The organism is Blautia sp. AM29-29 (genome assembly GCF_003480555.1).
In the GTDB taxonomy this organism is placed as follows: domain Bacteria; phylum Bacillota; class Clostridia; order Lachnospirales; family Lachnospiraceae; genus Fusicatenibacter; species Fusicatenibacter saccharivorans.
The window spans coordinates 100,064-116,584 of the sequence record NZ_QUJD01000007.1; the positions used below are offsets into that span (position 1 = coordinate 100,064).

Below are 16,521 nucleotides of genomic sequence, written 5' to 3' on the forward strand. Positions count from 1 at the left end.
GAGGAACTAATAGATAAGTGACAGAAAGTAGGAAAGAACGTGGGACGAAGAAAGAAGGTCCGTCTGGAACAGATTGCAGTGCAGTGGAGAAAAGAAAATTCATACGGTAGATATAACAATTCTTCCGGAAGAGGTAACGGATACAACTCCATTTTATCTGATGTCATTAATTATTGCATAAGATTTTTGAAGGAGAGGCTTCCGGAGATTGAGACAGCAGCACTTGGAAATGAAGCTGGAATGATCGGTGCAGCAAGTTTACTGTAAAATATGGAGGAGATAAGATGAGAATTAATCCTGATAATAAAAAAATACGTTATAGCGGAAGGATTGACTGGGCGAATCCAAAAGAACCAATCTGGGTTTATCCATGTACATCTGTGGAATTTAAATTTACAGGAAAATATTTGAAAATTTTCCTGAGAAACAAAAATGAATACTGGCAGAATTATCTTGGATGTATTTTAGATGGAGTGCAGTCGTGTTATTATCTGGATAACGAGAAAGAGAATGAAATAGAGATTCGTGTTCCTGAGAATGAAAACGGAGAACATCATGTTCTTTTCTTTAAACGTCAGGATTCCTGCCATGAGATGCACATCCTTGGATTTGAAATTGAAGACGGAGCAAAATTATTGGAACTTCCGGATGCACAGACAAGAAAAATTGAAGTTTACGGAGATTCTGTATCAGCAGGAGAAGTGACAGAAGCAGTGGATTATACAGGAAAGACGGACCCTGAACATCAGGGAGGTTATTCTAACAGCTGGTATTCCTATGCATGGATGACAGCACGTATGCTGAATGCACAGATCCATGATATCGCACAGGGCGGAATTGCATTGCTGGATGGACAAGGCTGGTTCCATGAGCCGAATCAGATTGGAATGGAAAGTGCCTGGAATAAAATCCGCTTCAATAAAACATTTGGTGAACTGACAGAATGGGATTTTAATCAGTATACACCGCAGGTTGTTGTCGTGGCAATTGGCCAGAATGATAATCATCCGTTTGATTACATGTCAGAAGTCTATATGTGTGAGAAAGCAATTCTTTGGAGAGAACACTATACAGAATTTTTAAAAAAACTGCGTCAGGTATATCCGAAGGCATCGGTCATCTGCTGTACGACATTGCTTGAGCATGACAGTTCTTGGGACAAAGCAATTGACGATGTAGTGGTTTCTATGGGAGACAGTAAGATTTCCCATTGTATCTTTAAAAGAAACGGAGCAGCGACTCCAGGACATCTCAGAATTCCAGAAACCTATGAGATGGCGAGAGAACTTGCTGATTATATAGAGAATCTGGGAATCGAGGAATGGAAATAATTAGAATAGTAGAGTAATAAGAGGAAGATATCCTGGTGGTCTGATCCGGTTTTATTAGGACATTATCCGGATGAGGGATTGGTGCGTTATGAAAAATATCTTCCGAAAATCACAGAAGAAGATATGCGTCTGATCTCAGAACCGATCGATATCTATGGACAGAATATTTATAATGGAAGATGCGTCCGTATGGGGGAAGACGGAAAGCCACAGGAGGTTTGCCGATATGAAGGATTTCCTAAAACTGCGATCCAATGGCCGGTAACACCGGAATGTCTGCAGTGGGGACCGAAGTTTTTATATGAAAGATATCATAAGCCAATTTACATCACAGAGAACGGATTATCCTGCCATGATGTGATCTCATTAGATGGAAAAGTGCATGATCCAAACAGAATTGATTTTCTTGCAAGATATTTGCGAGAACTGAGAAAAGTAGCAGAGGAAGCGGATATCAGAGGATATTTCCAGTGGTCTTTGATGGATAATTTTGAATGGGCCAAAGGTTACTCATATCGATTTGGACTCGTATATGTGGACTACAGAAATCAGGAGAGAATTATGAAAGATTCCGCATTCCGGTATAAACACGTGATAGAAACAAACGGAGCAGAATTATAAATGGAAATAAAAGATCCCTTTTGGGGTTTATTTAGTAGCGTTAATAATAAATACTTGACAATTTATAAGGAGTGGTGTAGGGTAAAGGTGTCAAAGGAATTTCACCGGATCGGGTGTAATTCCGTTCACTATCCTATACGAAAAGAAGAGGTATTCATGATGAAAGAATTAAAGCCAATCAAAGAGGGTAAGGTACGCGAGATTTATGATAACGGCGACAGCCTGATCATGGTAGCAACCGACCGTATTAGCTGTTTTGATGTCATTCTGAACAATGTGGTAACAAAAAAAGGTACCGTTCTGACCCAGATGTCCAAATTCTGGTTCGATCTGACAGAAGACATCCTTCCGAATCATATGATCTCTGTAGACGTAAAAGACATGCCGGAATTTTTCCAGCAGGAGAAATTTGACGGAAACAGCATGATGTGCCGTAAGCTGGAAATGCTTCCTATCGAGTGCATTGTCCGCGGCTACATTACCGGAAGCGGCTGGGCAAGCTATCAGAAAACAGGAAAAGTATGTGGCATCGAGCTTCCGGAAGGATTAAAAGAATCTGACAAGCTTCCTGAGCCAATCTACACTCCGTCCACAAAGGCTGAAATCGGAGATCATGACGAAAATATCTCTTATGAGCAGAGCATCGCCCATCTGGAAAAATACTTCCCGGGAAAAGGAGCCGAGTATGCAGAGAAGCTTCGCGACTACACCATCGCTCTGTATAAAAAATGTGCCGATTATGCTTTAAGCAAAGGCATTATCATTGCAGACACAAAATTTGAGTTTGGTCTTGATGAAAACGGAAATATCGTAATCGGCGACGAGATGCTGACTCCGGACAGCTCCCGCTTCTGGCCTGCAGATGGTTATGAACCAGGCCATGGTCAGCCATCTTTTGACAAACAGTTCGCGCGCGACTGGCTCAAAGCCAACGATGGAAACCACGACTGGACTCTGCCGCAGGAAATCGTAGACAAGACGATCGAGAAATATCTTCAGGCATATGAGATGCTGACAGGAAAACCGCTGGCATAAAGAACATCATAGTGTTAAAAAGCTACAGGAGGCAGGTTCTGCCTCCTGTTTTTGCATATTTTGTGATAAGATCAGATGATAATCTGATACTCAAATGCGTGAAACATGTGATATAATGGGAAGAAAGACAGGATGCGAAGGAGGAAACACGATATGAAAATTGCTGCTGCAATTGAAAAAATGACAGATTTTTATAAGGGAAATATTCATGATATTTATCATTTTCTGAAGGTATGGGCCTTTGCAAAGAACATCGGCGAGGCGGAAGGACTGGATCCAAAAACACAGGAAACGCTGGAGATGGCAGCTGTTGTCCATGATATTGCCTGCCCGCTGTGTCGGGAAAAATACGGAAATACCAGCGGAAAGCATCAGGAAGAGGAAAGTGCGCCGCTCGTTGCAGAATTTTTCAAAGATGTACCGGCAGGAGAACTGGATGTCGAACGCATCACATGGCTGGTTACGCATCATCATACCTATACAAATGTAGAGGGAATGGATTACCAGATCCTGCTGGAAGCCGATTTTCTGGTCAATGCCGGCGAGAGCGAATATTCAAAACAGGCGATTGAAAATTTCTGCAGAAAAGTATTTCGGACGGAAGCGGGAACGCATCTGTTGAAGAGTATGTTTCCGGAGAAGGAATAAGGTCATGAAGTGTGACATCCTCCACCACCTCTACAGGTGGTGGAGGATGTCACTTTTACAGCAGGACAGCCGGGGGCATTTAACCTTTATGGCGGTCAACCGGGAGATCCCGAAGTATCTGGATGCTACCTTATGGAACAGGGGATTTGTGGATACAAACGGCAAATACTATGAGCTTTGGAATGCGCAGGCACAGTATTATACGGAGTAAAATTTTGGCAATCTGTCGGCAGAAGCCATTCACAGAGAGATTGACGGTACACTGAAACGGCTGGGAACAGATTATCTGGATCTGTATATCATTCACCGTTTTGACTACGAAACTCCGATTGAGGAAACAATGGAAGCCCTGAATGTATGACCGCACTGGCATGGCAATGGGCGAAGGGAGTCAGCTCCCCGATTATCGGTGCGACCAAGGCGGCAATTGTTTCGTAAAAAACTATGGCATGTAAAACGCCGTCAGACTTGTTGTAGTCTGACGGCGTTTTACGTTAGGAAGCTCTTTGAAGAAACATCTATATTATTTCGTTTCCTGTCCCGCTTTCTTCCGGAACAGTTCTTTTCCACAGCTGATGACAATGATGACACCAAGAACCATCAGCAGAATGGCGATGATGAGCTGCAGTCCCTCAACGAGGAAGACAGCGGTTCCTGCTCCATACGCTTTTACAAGTGCAATGACACGCTCTACCAGTGCGGTAAAGGTGACACAGAGCATGATGATGAGCAGCGGGAACAGGGTTCTGTTTTCACGGCCGGTGACTTTCAGGAAGACACAGAGCGTGATCAGAACGAGTGCACTCAGCATCTGGTTTGCACTTCCGAACAGCGGCCAGATATTGGCATATCCGATCTGGGTCAGGATGTAGCCGCAGAGCAGAGTAACAATGGTAGAGAAATATTTATTGCAGAGCAGCTTTCTCCATCCGGCAGCATGTTCCATATCATCGACAGTGAACAGTTCCTGGAAGGACATACGGCCGATTCGTGCAACGGAGTCAAGACTGGTAAGTGCCAGCGCCGATACACACATCGTCATGAAGCACTGTGCTCCGTATACCGGGATGCCGAACATTTCCAGAAATCCGGCAACACCGGAAGAAAAGATCGCAAATGGCGTTCCGACAGCAGCCGTACCGTCTGCAGAAGCAGCAGCACCGGCAACGCAGAGGGCGAGGACGGCAAGCAGGCTCTCCAGAACCATAGCTCCGTATCCGACTTTCTGCATATCTTTTTCATTCGCAATGGTTTTCGAAGAGGTTCCAGACGATACCAGGCTGTGGAATCCGGAAACAGCACCACAGGCAACGGTGACAAACAGGATCGGGAACAGATCTCCGGATGCCGCATTGTGGAAACCGGTGTACATTGGAAGATTCATTTTCGGGTGTGCAACAACAAGTCCGACAACAGCGCCAAGGATCATGCCGGCAAACATAAAGGTTGTCATAAAGTCACGCGGCTGCATCAGAAGCCACATCGGAAGGACAGCGGCAAGAAAGATGTAGGCAAATACCAGATAAGTCCAGGTTGCTTTGCTTGTTACAAGCGGTACATTCATGCCGATTGCAAAAGCTGCAACGGTGCATGCAAGGCCGAGTACCATTTCTTTCCAGCCTTTCCACTGCAGTTTTTTCTGGAGCAGTCCGAAGACAACAGCAAAAGCGATAAACAGAAGGGAGATGCTTCCGGCAGCGCCGTTTACAGTTGCCTGGGCAGAAAGCTTTGTGACGCCGTCAACCGTTTCGTAAGCATTAAATGTTCCGGCAACCATATCTGCAAAGGCGGCGATAACGATCAGTGTAAAGAGCCAGCAGAAGAGAAGAAACAGTTTTTTTCCTGTTTTGCCGATGTATTTCTCAATGAGAAGTCCCATGGATTTTCCTTCGTTTTTGACACTCGCATACAGCGCACCGAAATCGGTAACAGCACCAAAGAAGATACCGCCGATCAGGATCCATAAAAGGACGGGAACCCATCCAAAGACAGCGGCCTGAATGGCACCGGTGACAGGGCCTGCACCTGCGATTGAAGAAAACTGATGGGCGAATACGGTCCATCCATCGGTAGGGACGTAATCCTGACCGTCATTTTTTGCAACGGCAGGTGTTTTTGCTTTGGGATCGATGCCCCATTTCTTTGCCAGCCAGCTTCCGTAGAAGGTATAACCTGCTATCAGACATACAGCGGCGATCAGTACAATAACCAACGTGTTCATAATAAAATTCCTCCTCGTTCAAAAATGATATTTCCAGTTTACATGGATTTCAAATGGAAAAAGAAAAGGGAAAAGGCAATTGTGTTGGTATGCTTGGAAACAAAAAAAGCTTCGTCTCCCTGACTTATGCAAGAAGACGAAGCTTTCAAAAAACGCTCCGCGTTACCACTTCTAATTATCGGCTGTTTCTTTTGGTCGATCACTCAGACAAGATCCCCGAAACCATTTGATACACTTTCCGGTGAATCTCTTCTCTGCTAACGGTGAGAGGCCGGTCCGGACTACTTTCCATTTCTGGTTTCGTCTGTACAGCTCACAGGGGATTGTTCTTTGGGATACCTGCCATCTCGCACCAGCCGATGGTTCTCTGCAAAGGCTCACCCGAAAAATGTTGTCCTGCTCATTGCTTTTTTCTGATCCCTTTTTTCTTTTGAACACTTTGCATTATAGTCTCATTTTTCGGTTTGTCAAGCAATTTTAAAAAAAATATCATGTTTTTTCCCTGAAAATAGTAAAAATCTATTTCTTGACACAGAAAACCAAAATTTTTATAATAGAAGAAAAAGCGCAGAACCAGAAGGATTCTGCGGAAAGGTGGTATTTTTGTATGGGGTATTATGACAAAGAACGTGTAAGGGGATTTTTGCACAATCAGGACGGTATTATTGTGAATGATTTCGGAGAAGAGGTGATTCTCCGCGGCTGGGGCATGGGAAACTGGGATAATCCGGAAGGATTTATGCTCGGCACCCAGAGCGGCTTTGGACTGTTCGAGCCTGGAAAATATGCGCCGATGGGACGCATGGACCGTGGAAGAAGTATGGACCAGATTCTACGGGAGACCTGCGGAACGAAATATGCGGAGGAGTTCTGGAAACGCTGGAGACGGCTGTATCTGACGGAGGAGGATATTGCACTTCTCTCCAGACGCGGTTACAATTCCGTGCGTCTGCCGATCCGCGCAGGAAGCTTTCTGTATGAGGAGCCGGGGATTACGTATAATGAAGATTCCTTTGCCATGCTGAATGATGTTCTCGACTGGTGTGAGACGTATCAGGTTTATGCTGTCGTAGATTTCCATGCGGCAACGGCAGGCCAGTCCGGAATTCCGTGTGATGACGGCGTGGACAATGGACAGCATCTGTATGACGATGAAGAATCGATGGAGCGGATGTTTCTTCTGATGGAAGAGTTTATGAGAAGATACAAAGACCGCTGGATCATCGGCGCATATGACTGTATCAACGAGCCGATCTCCATGACGCCGCGCCGCGAGGAGCTGACACCGAAGCTGGTCTATTTTTACGAGGAAATGATCCGCCGCTGCAGAAAGATCGACCAGAAACACTTATTTTTGCTGAATGGTACACAGTTTTCCTCTCTTACATATTTCTTTAATCATGAGTTTGACCCGGAATACCACAACTGGGGCATCAGTCTTCATGCGTATGAGATGGTTGTTCCGGAGGTAGCTTCTCTTGCCAGTGTTCTCCGTACCTGCCGGGAACAGAAGATCTGCCTGTGGATGGGCGAGACAGGAGGAAGAAATGAGCACGCATGGCAGACAACGATGTATGAGATTCTTGCCGAGTACCACGCCGGTTATAATCTGTGGTGCTGGAAAACGGTAGAGGGAGCAGGATGTGCTTCGATTCTGAACTTTAATGTTCCGGATGAATGGCATCTGATTACCGATTATGCAATTAATGGAGCTGCAAAACCGTCCTACGAGCATGCGCAGGCCATCTGGGACAGCTACCTGGAATGCCTGGCGGTCGATAAATGCAAAGAAAATACGCAGTATCATCCTTATCTGCTTCGAGAGGGCGATTTTGAGATCCCGGCGATCGGCTACAACGCGCTGCCGATGGATTCATACCGTGGTCTTAGTGATCTTCCGAATGCTGCAGGATATCGTCTGTATGACCGGTTTGAATTGGTTTATGAAAAAGGATATCATCCTGAACCGGCCGGGTTTGCCGCACCGGGTCCGATCAAACATCCGAGAGATCATGTACAGCTTCAGCTGGGAGCAGGAGAGTATGCTTCCTATACAATCCGTGAAAAAGAAACCTATACCGTTTCTGTAACTTACTGTGCAGACAAAAAGGTGAAGGTACAGGCAGCTATTCAGGGAGAGACTCTTTTTGAAGGGGTAATGCCTCCTGCCGGTGAGAAAGTAACTTCGGATGTTCATCCATATTTTGCATATGAAACAGCACCGAACACACTCGAACGGTTCACACTCGGTACCGTTACAGGAGAAGGCATTCTGAAAATAGAGGTTCTGGACGGATGTGCACGGTTCGGACAGATTGTGATTCGGAAAAGTGAAAAATAGCAGAACATAACGTTTCTTTATGAGAAATAAATAACAGATCTATCTGCCCGCAGGAATCAAAAAAATCCGACGGGCAGATTTTTTGATTTTTTTCAGTTTTCCATTGACAATTGCATCACTGGTGCTATAATAAAAACAAACATATGAATAAATGTTCATATGAACAGTGAAAATGAAAAAGGAGATCAAAAGCGATGAAGAAAACGTATAAGATCGATGTTGACTGCGCAAACTGTGCAAACAAAATGGAAGAGGCTGCAAAAAACACAGCAGGTGTAAAGGATGCTACCGTAAACTTTATGATGCTCAAAATGATCGTTGAGTTCGAAGACGGACAGGATCCAAAGAGCGTTATGCAGGATGTTCTGAAAAACTGCAAAAAAGTTGAGGATGACTGCGAGATCTTCCTCTAAAATAAAAAACTTTCATCGGCGGATGGAAGAAAAAGCTGGAGCAGAATAGATTCTAAAACCTGTCTGCGGTTCAGCTCGAGAAAAATCCAGTATTTTCTCTCTGGAGCAGCGGATTTGGATCTGTAAATCTCTGGGATGAAATGCTGGATTTTTTCATCCGGCGGTAAGAACAAAGGAGGCATATGTATGAATAAGAAACAGAAAAAGGTTCTCATCCGCGTCATCGTTGCATCGGTTCTTCTGATTCTCTGCGCGGTACTGCCGACAACCGGCTATGTGCGATTTGCAACCTTTATGGTTCCTTATCTGGTCATCGGATACGATATCCTGAAAAAGGCCTGGAAGGGAATCCTGAACAAACAGGTATTTGATGAAAACTTTCTGATGGCTGTTGCAACGGTCGGTGCCATTCTGCTTGGCGAGTATCCGGAGGGCGTAGCCGTTATGCTGTTTTACCAGATCGGCGAACTGTTCCAGAGCTATGCTGTCGGAAAGAGCCGCCGGAACATCAGCGAACTGATGGATATCCGCCCGGATTATGCAAATATCGAGGTAGACGGAAAACTCGAGCAGGTTGATCCGGATGAAGTTGAGGTTGGCACAATCATCGTTGTACAGCCTGGTGAAAAGATTCCGATCGATGGTGTGATCGAAGAAGGAAACACCACACTGAATACCAGTGCCCTGACCGGAGAGAGTGTTCCGCGTGACGCCCGGGAGGGAGACGAAGTCATCAGCGGATGTATCAATATGTCCGGTCTGATTAAAGTAAAAACAACGAAAGAGTTTGGAGAGTCCACCGTATCCAAAATTCTGGACCTTGTGGAAAACTCCAGCTCCAAGAAATCAAGATCCGAGAACTTTATTTCCAAATTTGCGAAATACTATACACCGGCAGTCTGCTACGGTGCGCTGGCGCTGGCAATCCTGCCGCCGCTGGTACGGATGCTGTTTTTAAGTGCCGCTCCTGAGTGGAGCGTATGGATTTACCGTGCGCTGACCTTCCTGGTTATCAGCTGCCCTTGTGCACTGGTCATCAGTATTCCGCTCAGCTTCTTCGCCGGTATCGGCGGCGCAAGCCATGAAGGTGTCCTGGTGAAAGGTTCCAACTATCTGGAAACACTTTCCCAGACCAAATACGTTGTATTCGATAAAACCGGTACCATGACACAGGGTGTCTTTGAAGTAGCCGGTATTCACCACAATACGATCAGTCAGGAAGATGTTCTGGAATACGCAGCACTTGCTGAGTGTGCTTCGAGCCATCCGATCAGCAAGAGTCTGCAGAGAGCATATGGAAAACTGATCGACCGAAGCCGTGTCACGGACATCGAAGAGATCAGCGGAAACGGTGTAACAGCAAAGGTAGACGGTAAAAATGTCGCTGCCGGAAATGCAAAACTGATGGAACGCCTTGGCGTTGATTATATCGACTGCCACAGCGTCGGCACCATCGTCCATGTTGCTGTAGACGGCAAGTATGCCGGACATATCCTGATCTGTGATATGATCAAACCGCATGCGAAAGAGGCGATTCAGGCGCTGCGGAAATCCGGTATTAAAAAGACGATTATGCTGACCGGAGACTCCAGGCGGATAGCCGATCAGGTAGCTGCAGATCTTGGAATTGATGAAGTTTACAGCGAACTGCTTCCTGGTGACAAAGTAAGTAAAGTGGAAGAGCTGCTTGCTGCAAAGACAGAAAAAGAAAAACTTGCCTTCGTAGGTGACGGCATCAACGATGCACCGGTACTGTCCCGTGCCGATATCGGTATTGCGATGGGAGCACTTGGTTCCGACGCAGCAATTGAAGCAGCTGATATCGTTCTGATGGACGACGATCCGCTCAAGATTTCCAAAGCAATTCACATTTCCAGAAAATGTATTCACATTGTTTATGAGAATATTTATTTTGCAATTGGTATCAAAGTATTGTTCCTGCTTCTGGGAGCCATCGGTATCGCTAACATGTGGATGGCAATTTTCGCAGATGTCGGAGTTATGATTCTGGCGGTTCTGAATGCAATTCGTGCTCTGTTTGTGAAAAATCTATAGAAAGACGAGGACACAAAATGGCAAAAATCAATCCGGATGAAGCTGATCTGTGCTGTGACTCCTGTGAGGTTCATGAAAATCTGGTAAAGATTGTCAATGAGACCATGCCGGATGAAACAGAGCTTTACGATCTGGCAGAGCTTTTCAAGGTATTTGGTGATTCCACGCGGATCCAGATCCTGTTTGTCCTGTTTGAGGCAGAGGTATGCGTCTGCGACCTGGCAGAAGCACTGCACATGACACAGTCCGCAATTTCCCACCAGCTTCGCATTCTGAAGCAGAATAAGCTGGTAAAGAGCAGACGAGAAGGAAAATCGGTGTTCTACTCTCTTGCAGATGGTCATGTACGGACAATCATCGCACAGGGACAGGAGCATATTGAAGAGGATTAAAAAAAGCATAAGATAGCAGAAACGTCCCGCAGATGAGAAATTTCATTTGCGGGACGTTTCTGCTTTTCACATTCATTCTTTATTTGGTAAACCATGCTTCCCGAACATGCTGTTTTAGAAGGTTCCGTGCATTTTGGAAGCTGTTTTTTTTACTTTGTTTACATAACCGAATTATGTAAAGTATTTCTTGAATTTCATGATTTATACTCCTCGGAGTAATACGGAATGCAGAGATACATACCGTCCGTGATCTGGTTGGAACTCAGGTGATTGATCTCACGGACCTCAGCAATGTAACTGGAAATATCGGAGTATTCTTCTGTACGGTATTCTTTGGCGATATCCCACAGTGTATCGCCGGAAGAAACGCGGATACTGGTGTAGTATTTGTAGGTTGGAGCTTTCGGCTCACTGTCTGCCTGCGTATTCTGCGGCGTGAAGTGGAAGATTAAAAGAAATGTGACGGCAACCAGAGACAGGAGAGCGGCGGCTGCGCGGATCTGCAGTTTTCTTCTCTGGATTTTTCGTCTTTCTCTCAGTGATTTTCTTTTCTTTGCATTGGTACTCATGTAAAATTCCCCCTTGATTTGTGATAGAAGAGTAGTTGTGCTACGTGAACATTTGTTCTTTCGAATATATGTTCATTATAATAAAAGAACGTATGTTTGTCAATACGAAATACGAACAAATTTTCGAAACTTTTGTTTGCGTTCCGGTTGGATTTATGGTAAAATTTATTTGGTATATTTTAAGCAAATATCGTATAGAAAGAGGGGACTACCCTAATTCATATAAAAAACGAAACGACAGGAGGAACATACGATGGCTGGAGACAAAAATAAACTGACAGAGAAACAGAGACAGATTCTCGAATATTTAAAACAGGAAATTTTGCAGAGAGGATTCCCGCCGTCTGTGCGTGAGATCTGCGAAGCGGTTTCCCTTCGTTCTACATCCTCGGTACATGCACATCTGGAAACACTGGAGCGGAAAGGCTATATCAAACGAGATGCAACAAAACCGAGAGCCATTGAAATCTGCGATGAAGGATTCCATACCGGCCGCCTTGGTGCAATCCAGGGAATTGCATCGGAAGACACCGCATCCCAGAGTGAGGTTGCACAGATTCCGCTGATCGGCAAAGTAGCTGCCGGAGAACCGATTCTTGCGGTAGAGAATATTGAAGGATATTTTCCGATGCCGGTAGACCGTCTGCCAAACGCAGAAACGTTCCTTTTAAAGGTACAGGGCGAAAGCATGGTAAATGCAGGTATTTTAGACGGTGACCTTGTTCTTGTGGAACAACAGGCAACTGCGGAAAATGGAGAAAAAATTGTCGCTCTGGTCAATGATTCCGCTACAGTAAAAACATTCTACAAGGAAGACGGTTATTTCCGCCTGCAGCCGGAAAACGATGAGATGGATCCGATCCTTGTGAATGATCTGCAGATCGTAGGAAAGGTAATCGGAGTATTAAGATTTTTATCCTGAAAAATAAAAGAAGAAAATAAAAAATGTTGTGAAAAAACGAACAAGAAATCGGCCTGTAAAATTCGGCGGTTTCAGAAGAAAAACCGGTGATTTCTGAAAGTAACTCTTCAACTATTCGAAAAACCTGCGTTTCCCGAATAGTTATATAGAAGAAATACTTCTTTCATTTTCCCGGTTTTCTGTTTAGAAAGGCTCATTTGCAGTTATGAAATCAAAAATTACGTATCACGAACAAACCGATATGGAAAATACACTGAAGCTCCGCGAGGTTCTGAAGACGCTTCCCTCTTTTACTTCCGAATTTTTCCGCGGCATCAGCACAACGACATCGACCAGCACACGGATCAAATATGCATATGACCTTCGGATCTTTTTTCAGTATCTGCAGAAAGAAAATCCGGAACTTGCCAAAATTCCCATGGATCAGATGTCCGTTGATGTGCTTGACCAGGTCACTGCACTTGATCTTGAGGAATACACAGAATATTTAAAGGCTTATATCGGTTCCCAGGAATCTTATACCACCAACGGGGAAAAAGGCCTGAAACGAAAATTGTCGGCACTTCGGACGTTCTATTCCTATTATTTCAAAAAGGAACTGATTGAGACAAATCCTACGCTGCTTATCGATATGCCGAAGCTCCATGAAAAAGAAATTATCCGTCTGGAGCCAAATGAGGTTGCGGAGCTTCTCGATTTTATTGAATCCTGCGGCGACGGGCTGAGCAATCATCAGCGGGCCTACTATGAAAAAACAAAGGAACGTGATTTTGCAATCATTACTCTTCTGCTTGGCACGGGAATCCGTGTGTCGGAATGTGTCGGGTTAGATATTGAGGATGTCGATTTTAAAAACAATGGCATCAAAGTGCTTCGAAAAGGTGGAAATGAAATGTTTGTCTACTTTGGAGATGAAGTTGCCGAGGCACTGAAAAAGTATATCGAAGTCCGCGCAGGTATTACGCCTGTGGCAGGACACGAACACGCACTCTTCTATTCAGCGCAGAGAAAACGGATCAACGTCAAGACGGTGGAAAATCTGGTGAAGAAATATGCGTCCCAGGTGACGACAACGAAGAAAATTACGCCGCATAAACTGCGTAGTACGTACGGTACGACGCTGTATCAGGAAACAGGCGATATTTATCTTGTTGCGGATGTCCTCGGCCATAAGGATGTCAATACGACGAAGAAACATTATGCTGCCATGGACGATGCAAGGCGCCGTCAGGCTGCCACAGCGGTACGGCTGCGGGAGTCCATGCCGGAGCATGAGGAATAAAAATATATCAGAAACCCAAAGAGGAATCAACAGGGATTATATCCCATTCGTTGATTCCTCTTTTTTATGGAGACGACTTCTCTCCTGCTTTTTTTAAGTTACTCCGCCTTAATTGCCCAGCGCATTTTCGTTGAACTTGCACGGCTGTTGCGGATGCATTCTTCTTTGGAAGGACGAATGACTTCTTTTGAATATTCGGAATAAATACCGATCTGATACAGTCCCTTCATGGACTTTTTCACAAGCCGGTCTTCGCCGGAATGGAACGTCAGAATTGCCGCTCTGCCGCCCGGAGCAAGAGCATCCGGAAGTTTTTCCATGAATGCTTCCAGAACCTCATATTCGTTGTTTACATCGATCCGCAGTGCCTGGAAGGTGCGGGCGCAGGATTTTTTGATGGCTTCTTTTTTCTCGTCTTTCGGAAGAAAATCCAGTGCTTCAGCGATCAGATCACGCAGTGCAAACGTAGTGTCAATTTTCTTTCCTTTCCGAAGTGCCCGCGTAACAGCCTGGGAAATTTCTTTTGCATACGGTTCATCGGCGTTTTCAATGAGCATGCCTTCCAGTTCATCGCGTGCAACCGTGCGCAGACGCTCGGCCGCGGAAATTCCTGCCTCCGGATTCAGGCGAAGATCCAGCGGTCCATCATATTTGTAGGAAAAGCCGCGCTCCGGATTATCAATCTGCATGGAGGAAACACCAAGATCCGCCAGAATGAAGTCAAAGGGGCCGTATTCGGCAGCAACCTGATCAATATTGGCAAAATTCTGATGAAGAATCGTTAAAATCTCAGGGCCGTACCCCTGCGCGGCCAGTCGTTCTTTTGTTTTTGCCATCTCGATCGGATCGACATCCAGCGCACAGAGATGCCCTTTTCCCTGCAGGCATGCAAGCATACGGGAACTGTGGCCGCCGTATCCGAGTGTTGCATCAAGTCCGTTCTGTCCCGGCTCGATCTTGAGAAAATCGAGGATTTCATCTACGAGAATCGGGATATGCATGCCGGCCGGTGTGCTTCCCTTTTGGATCACATGCTCCATGGTCCCCTGATATTTCTCCGGATTCAGTTCTTTGTATTTCTCATTGTAATTCCGCGGATGTGTGCCTTTGTAGCGGACGCGGCGTTTGTGTTCTTTCTGTTCTTCCATAAAATGTTCTCCTTATACTTCAAATATATTTAATCGAACATGTGCGTTCGAATATTTTCCAGATCAATTGGTTCTCCTGTCATCGGCTGCAGAAAGTGCAGTTTCCAGGCATGGAGCGCGGCACGGGTACCGCCGTCGCGGACTCCGTAGAGCGGATCTCCGAAAAGTGGATGTCCAATAGATGCCATGTGAAGGCGGATCTGATGCGTGCGGCCGGTTTCCAGACGGCAGCACACGACGGCCCAGAAAGGATCCTGAAGGACAGCCTCGTAGTGTGTAGTAGCCCACAGGCCGTTCCCTTCTTTACAGATACGCATTTTAGTGATACGTTTCCCAGACGGATCGAAAGAATCAGGGTCATCTCCTGGAATTTGCTCCATGGAAAGACGAATGGTTTCTTTTTGCGTTTCTTCGGAAAAGGGATGGTGTACCAGAGCCAGGTATTCTTTTTTCAGCACGCCGCTCTCCCGCTGCCGGGACAGTCTGGCAGCAGCCAGCTGATTCTTTGCAAATAGTACCAGACCCGATGTATCTTTGTCAAGACGGCCGATGCAGCGGAGTTCAGAAGGCGCTGTCGGTATTTTTAACAGGGATGCGGCAGCATGTGTCAGGGAATCGGAATAATGGCCGTGGGAAGCGTGGCAGACCATACCGGATGGCTTGTCTGCGACACAGAGATCACTGTCCTCATAGAGAATCCGTACGCCGGCAGAATCACCTGATACCGGCAGAACCTGATCTTCGGAAAGGTGGGGACACTTCTGCTCATATCGAAAAGTGATCGTATCTCCAGTCTGGACGACTGCATTTGTGCGGCAGGAAACACCGTTTTTCTGAATTCCATCCGAAATATATTTGGCATGGCGGATTTCACGTGGTGTCAGATGCAGAAAACGTTTTAGAATTGTTTCCACCGACAGTCCCCCCTGTTCCGGAAGGACAAAGTGACACAGCTGCTGATAGTCAAATTGCGGCATAAAAGATTTTCTCCTCTTCACAAGTTCACATAATCATTTTATGTAAACTATATAAATACAAACAATTCAGTACGATGATGGTACACTATATCTAGACAAAAACAGGTTTCACAGATCCTCTAAGATCACCGTAAACGGCCCATCATTCACCAGTGATACTTCCATCTCAGCCCCGAACACTCCCGTTTCGACAACAGGAACCTGTTCCCGTGCTTTTGCGACCATATATTCATACAGTTCTTCTGCTCTGTGCGGCTCGCCTGCTTCCGTGAAGCTTGGACGGTTTCCTTTTTTACAGTTGGCATACAGGGTAAACTGTGAAACCATCAGAAGCTGTCCATCCACATCTGCCAGGGACTTGTTCGTCTTTCCATTTTCATCTTCAAAAATACGCAGTCCCAGCAGTTTTTTCATATACTTGTCTGCTGTTGCTTCATCGTCCCCCTGGCCGACACCGATCAGAACCAGAAAACCTTTCTGAATCGATCCGACAACCTTCTCTTCCACCGAAACACTTGCTCTTTTTACACGTTGTATAACAATTCTCATCTTTAAAATCCTTTCAT

At 45.5% G+C, this 16,521-nt stretch carries 17 protein-coding genes and 1 pseudogene; 13 read left to right on the forward strand and 5 right to left on the reverse strand.

Translation table 11 applies throughout. The features are described 5' to 3' along the window. Window positions 1–78 precede the first annotated feature (78 nt). The 7 genes and pseudogenes from DW769_RS06820 to DW769_RS06845 form a co-directional block, all read left to right on the forward strand. Window positions 79–267, forward strand: a complete 189-nt coding sequence (locus DW769_RS06820; protein WP_173815426.1) for a hypothetical protein — start codon at window positions 79–81, stop codon at window positions 265–267. 17 nt (window positions 268–284) lie between these two features. Then, the gene (locus DW769_RS06825) at window positions 285–1,331 is read left to right on the forward strand and encodes a GDSL-type esterase/lipase family protein (protein WP_118719815.1); all 1,047 of its coding nucleotides are present in this window, start codon (window positions 285–287) and stop codon (window positions 1,329–1,331) included. 27 nt (window positions 1,332–1,358) lie between these two features. After that, complete coding sequence (locus DW769_RS06830) at window positions 1,359–1,952, forward strand: family 1 glycosylhydrolase (protein WP_118719817.1); 594 nt, start codon at window positions 1,359–1,361, stop codon at window positions 1,950–1,952. 159 nt (window positions 1,953–2,111) lie between these two features. After that, window positions 2,112–2,987, forward strand: a complete 876-nt coding sequence (locus DW769_RS06835; protein WP_055217859.1) for a phosphoribosylaminoimidazolesuccinocarboxamide synthase — start codon at window positions 2,112–2,114, stop codon at window positions 2,985–2,987. A gap of 153 nt (window positions 2,988–3,140) precedes the next feature. Continuing rightward, entirely contained in the window at window positions 3,141–3,635 is a 495-nt protein-coding gene (locus tag DW769_RS06840; RefSeq protein WP_117508936.1) for an HD domain-containing protein, read from the forward strand. Window positions 3,636–3,681: 46 nt separating this feature from the next. Beyond that, window positions 3,682–3,846, forward strand: a complete 165-nt coding sequence (locus DW769_RS16400) for a hypothetical protein (RefSeq protein ID WP_022462877.1) — start codon at window positions 3,682–3,684, stop codon at window positions 3,844–3,846. Then, window positions 3,847–3,990 (forward strand): annotated as a pseudogene (locus tag DW769_RS06845) (aldo/keto reductase); the annotation flags it as partial. 168 nt (window positions 3,991–4,158) lie between these two features. Here the strand turns inward: DW769_RS06845 and DW769_RS06850 are convergent. After that, window positions 4,159–5,856 (reverse strand): carbon starvation CstA family protein, encoded by a 1,698-nt coding sequence (locus DW769_RS06850; RefSeq protein ID WP_118750161.1) that lies wholly within the window; start codon window positions 5,854–5,856, stop codon window positions 4,159–4,161. 607 nt (window positions 5,857–6,463) lie between these two features. Here DW769_RS06850 and DW769_RS06855 point away from each other — a divergent pair. The 4 genes from DW769_RS06855 to DW769_RS06875 all read left to right on the forward strand — a co-directional run bounded on the left by DW769_RS06855 (window position 6,464) and on the right by DW769_RS06875 (window position 11,057). Continuing rightward, window positions 6,464–8,197, forward strand: coding sequence for a glycoside hydrolase family 5 protein (locus DW769_RS06855; protein WP_118750162.1), 1,734 nt, complete (start codon window positions 6,464–6,466; stop codon window positions 8,195–8,197). 194 nt (window positions 8,198–8,391) lie between these two features. Then, window positions 8,392–8,610, forward strand: coding sequence for a cation transporter (locus DW769_RS06860; protein ID WP_055266075.1), 219 nt, complete (start codon window positions 8,392–8,394; stop codon window positions 8,608–8,610). A 186-nt stretch (window positions 8,611–8,796) separates the two neighbouring features. Further along, window positions 8,797–10,665 (forward strand): heavy metal translocating P-type ATPase, encoded by a 1,869-nt coding sequence (locus DW769_RS06870; RefSeq protein ID WP_117801148.1) that lies wholly within the window; start codon window positions 8,797–8,799, stop codon window positions 10,663–10,665. Window positions 10,666–10,682: 17 nt separating this feature from the next. Then, window positions 10,683–11,057: an ArsR/SmtB family transcription factor gene (locus DW769_RS06875; protein ID WP_022462871.1), complete on the forward strand. Its 375-nt coding sequence runs from the start codon at window positions 10,683–10,685 to the stop codon at window positions 11,055–11,057. 194 nt (window positions 11,058–11,251) lie between these two features. Here DW769_RS06875 and DW769_RS06880 read toward each other — a convergent pair whose 3' ends face one another. Next, window positions 11,252–11,626 carry a LysM peptidoglycan-binding domain-containing protein gene (locus tag DW769_RS06880; protein ID WP_022462870.1) on the reverse strand — a complete coding sequence of 125 codons (375 nt, stop codon included), beginning with the start codon at window positions 11,624–11,626 and terminating at the stop codon, window positions 11,252–11,254. Window positions 11,627–11,879: 253 nt separating this feature from the next. On the opposite strand from DW769_RS06880, the gene lexA reads away from it, so the two are divergent. After that, window positions 11,880–12,548: a transcriptional repressor LexA gene (lexA, locus tag DW769_RS06885; RefSeq protein ID WP_055217843.1), complete on the forward strand. Its 669-nt coding sequence runs from the start codon at window positions 11,880–11,882 to the stop codon at window positions 12,546–12,548. A gap of 205 nt (window positions 12,549–12,753) precedes the next feature. Further along, complete coding sequence (locus DW769_RS06890; RefSeq protein WP_022462868.1) at window positions 12,754–13,830, forward strand: tyrosine-type recombinase/integrase; 1,077 nt, start codon at window positions 12,754–12,756, stop codon at window positions 13,828–13,830. A 98-nt stretch (window positions 13,831–13,928) separates the two neighbouring features. Here DW769_RS06890 and rsmH read toward each other — a convergent pair whose 3' ends face one another. From rsmH to dtd, 3 genes are all read right to left on the reverse strand, one after another. Further along, window positions 13,929–14,978: a 16S rRNA (cytosine(1402)-N(4))-methyltransferase RsmH gene (gene rsmH, locus DW769_RS06895; RefSeq protein ID WP_118750163.1), complete on the reverse strand. Its 1,050-nt coding sequence runs from the start codon at window positions 14,976–14,978 to the stop codon at window positions 13,929–13,931. A gap of 29 nt (window positions 14,979–15,007) precedes the next feature. Continuing rightward, window positions 15,008–15,955, reverse strand: a complete 948-nt coding sequence (locus DW769_RS06900) for an RluA family pseudouridine synthase (RefSeq protein WP_118750164.1) — start codon at window positions 15,953–15,955, stop codon at window positions 15,008–15,010. Window positions 15,956–16,063: 108 nt separating this feature from the next. Continuing rightward, window positions 16,064–16,504, reverse strand: coding sequence for a D-aminoacyl-tRNA deacylase (dtd, locus tag DW769_RS06905; RefSeq protein ID WP_022462865.1), 441 nt, complete (start codon window positions 16,502–16,504; stop codon window positions 16,064–16,066). Window positions 16,505–16,521: the final 17 nt, after the last annotated feature.

Bases quoted from the DNA above. Each gene is read 5' to 3' on its own strand.
- DW769_RS06825 (WP_118719815.1), top strand. From the start codon at position 285: ATGAGAATTAATCCTGATAATAAAAAAATACGTTATAGCGGAAGGATT.
- DW769_RS06835 (WP_055217859.1), top strand. From the start codon at position 2,112: ATGAAAGAATTAAAGCCAATCAAAGAGGGTAAGGTACGCGAGATTTAT.
- DW769_RS06840 (WP_117508936.1), top strand. From the start codon at position 3,141: ATGAAAATTGCTGCTGCAATTGAAAAAATGACAGATTTTTATAAGGGA.
- DW769_RS16400 (WP_022462877.1), top strand. From the start codon at position 3,682: ATGTCACTTTTACAGCAGGACAGCCGGGGGCATTTAACCTTTATGGCG.
- DW769_RS06850 (WP_118750161.1), bottom strand. From the start codon at position 5,856: ATGAACACGTTGGTTATTGTACTGATCGCCGCTGTATGTCTGATAGCA.
- DW769_RS06855 (WP_118750162.1), top strand. From the start codon at position 6,464: ATGGGGTATTATGACAAAGAACGTGTAAGGGGATTTTTGCACAATCAG.
- DW769_RS06860 (WP_055266075.1), top strand. From the start codon at position 8,392: ATGAAGAAAACGTATAAGATCGATGTTGACTGCGCAAACTGTGCAAAC.
- DW769_RS06870 (WP_117801148.1), top strand. From the start codon at position 8,797: ATGAATAAGAAACAGAAAAAGGTTCTCATCCGCGTCATCGTTGCATCG.
- DW769_RS06875 (WP_022462871.1), top strand. From the start codon at position 10,683: ATGGCAAAAATCAATCCGGATGAAGCTGATCTGTGCTGTGACTCCTGT.
- DW769_RS06880 (WP_022462870.1), bottom strand. From the start codon at position 11,626: ATGAGTACCAATGCAAAGAAAAGAAAATCACTGAGAGAAAGACGAAAA.
- lexA (WP_055217843.1), top strand. From the start codon at position 11,880: ATGGCTGGAGACAAAAATAAACTGACAGAGAAACAGAGACAGATTCTC.
- DW769_RS06890 (WP_022462868.1), top strand. From the start codon at position 12,754: ATGAAATCAAAAATTACGTATCACGAACAAACCGATATGGAAAATACA.
- rsmH (WP_118750163.1), bottom strand. From the start codon at position 14,978: ATGGAAGAACAGAAAGAACACAAACGCCGCGTCCGCTACAAAGGCACA.
- DW769_RS06900 (WP_118750164.1), bottom strand. From the start codon at position 15,955: ATGCCGCAATTTGACTATCAGCAGCTGTGTCACTTTGTCCTTCCGGAA.
- dtd (WP_022462865.1), bottom strand. From the start codon at position 16,504: ATGAGAATTGTTATACAACGTGTAAAAAGAGCAAGTGTTTCGGTGGAA.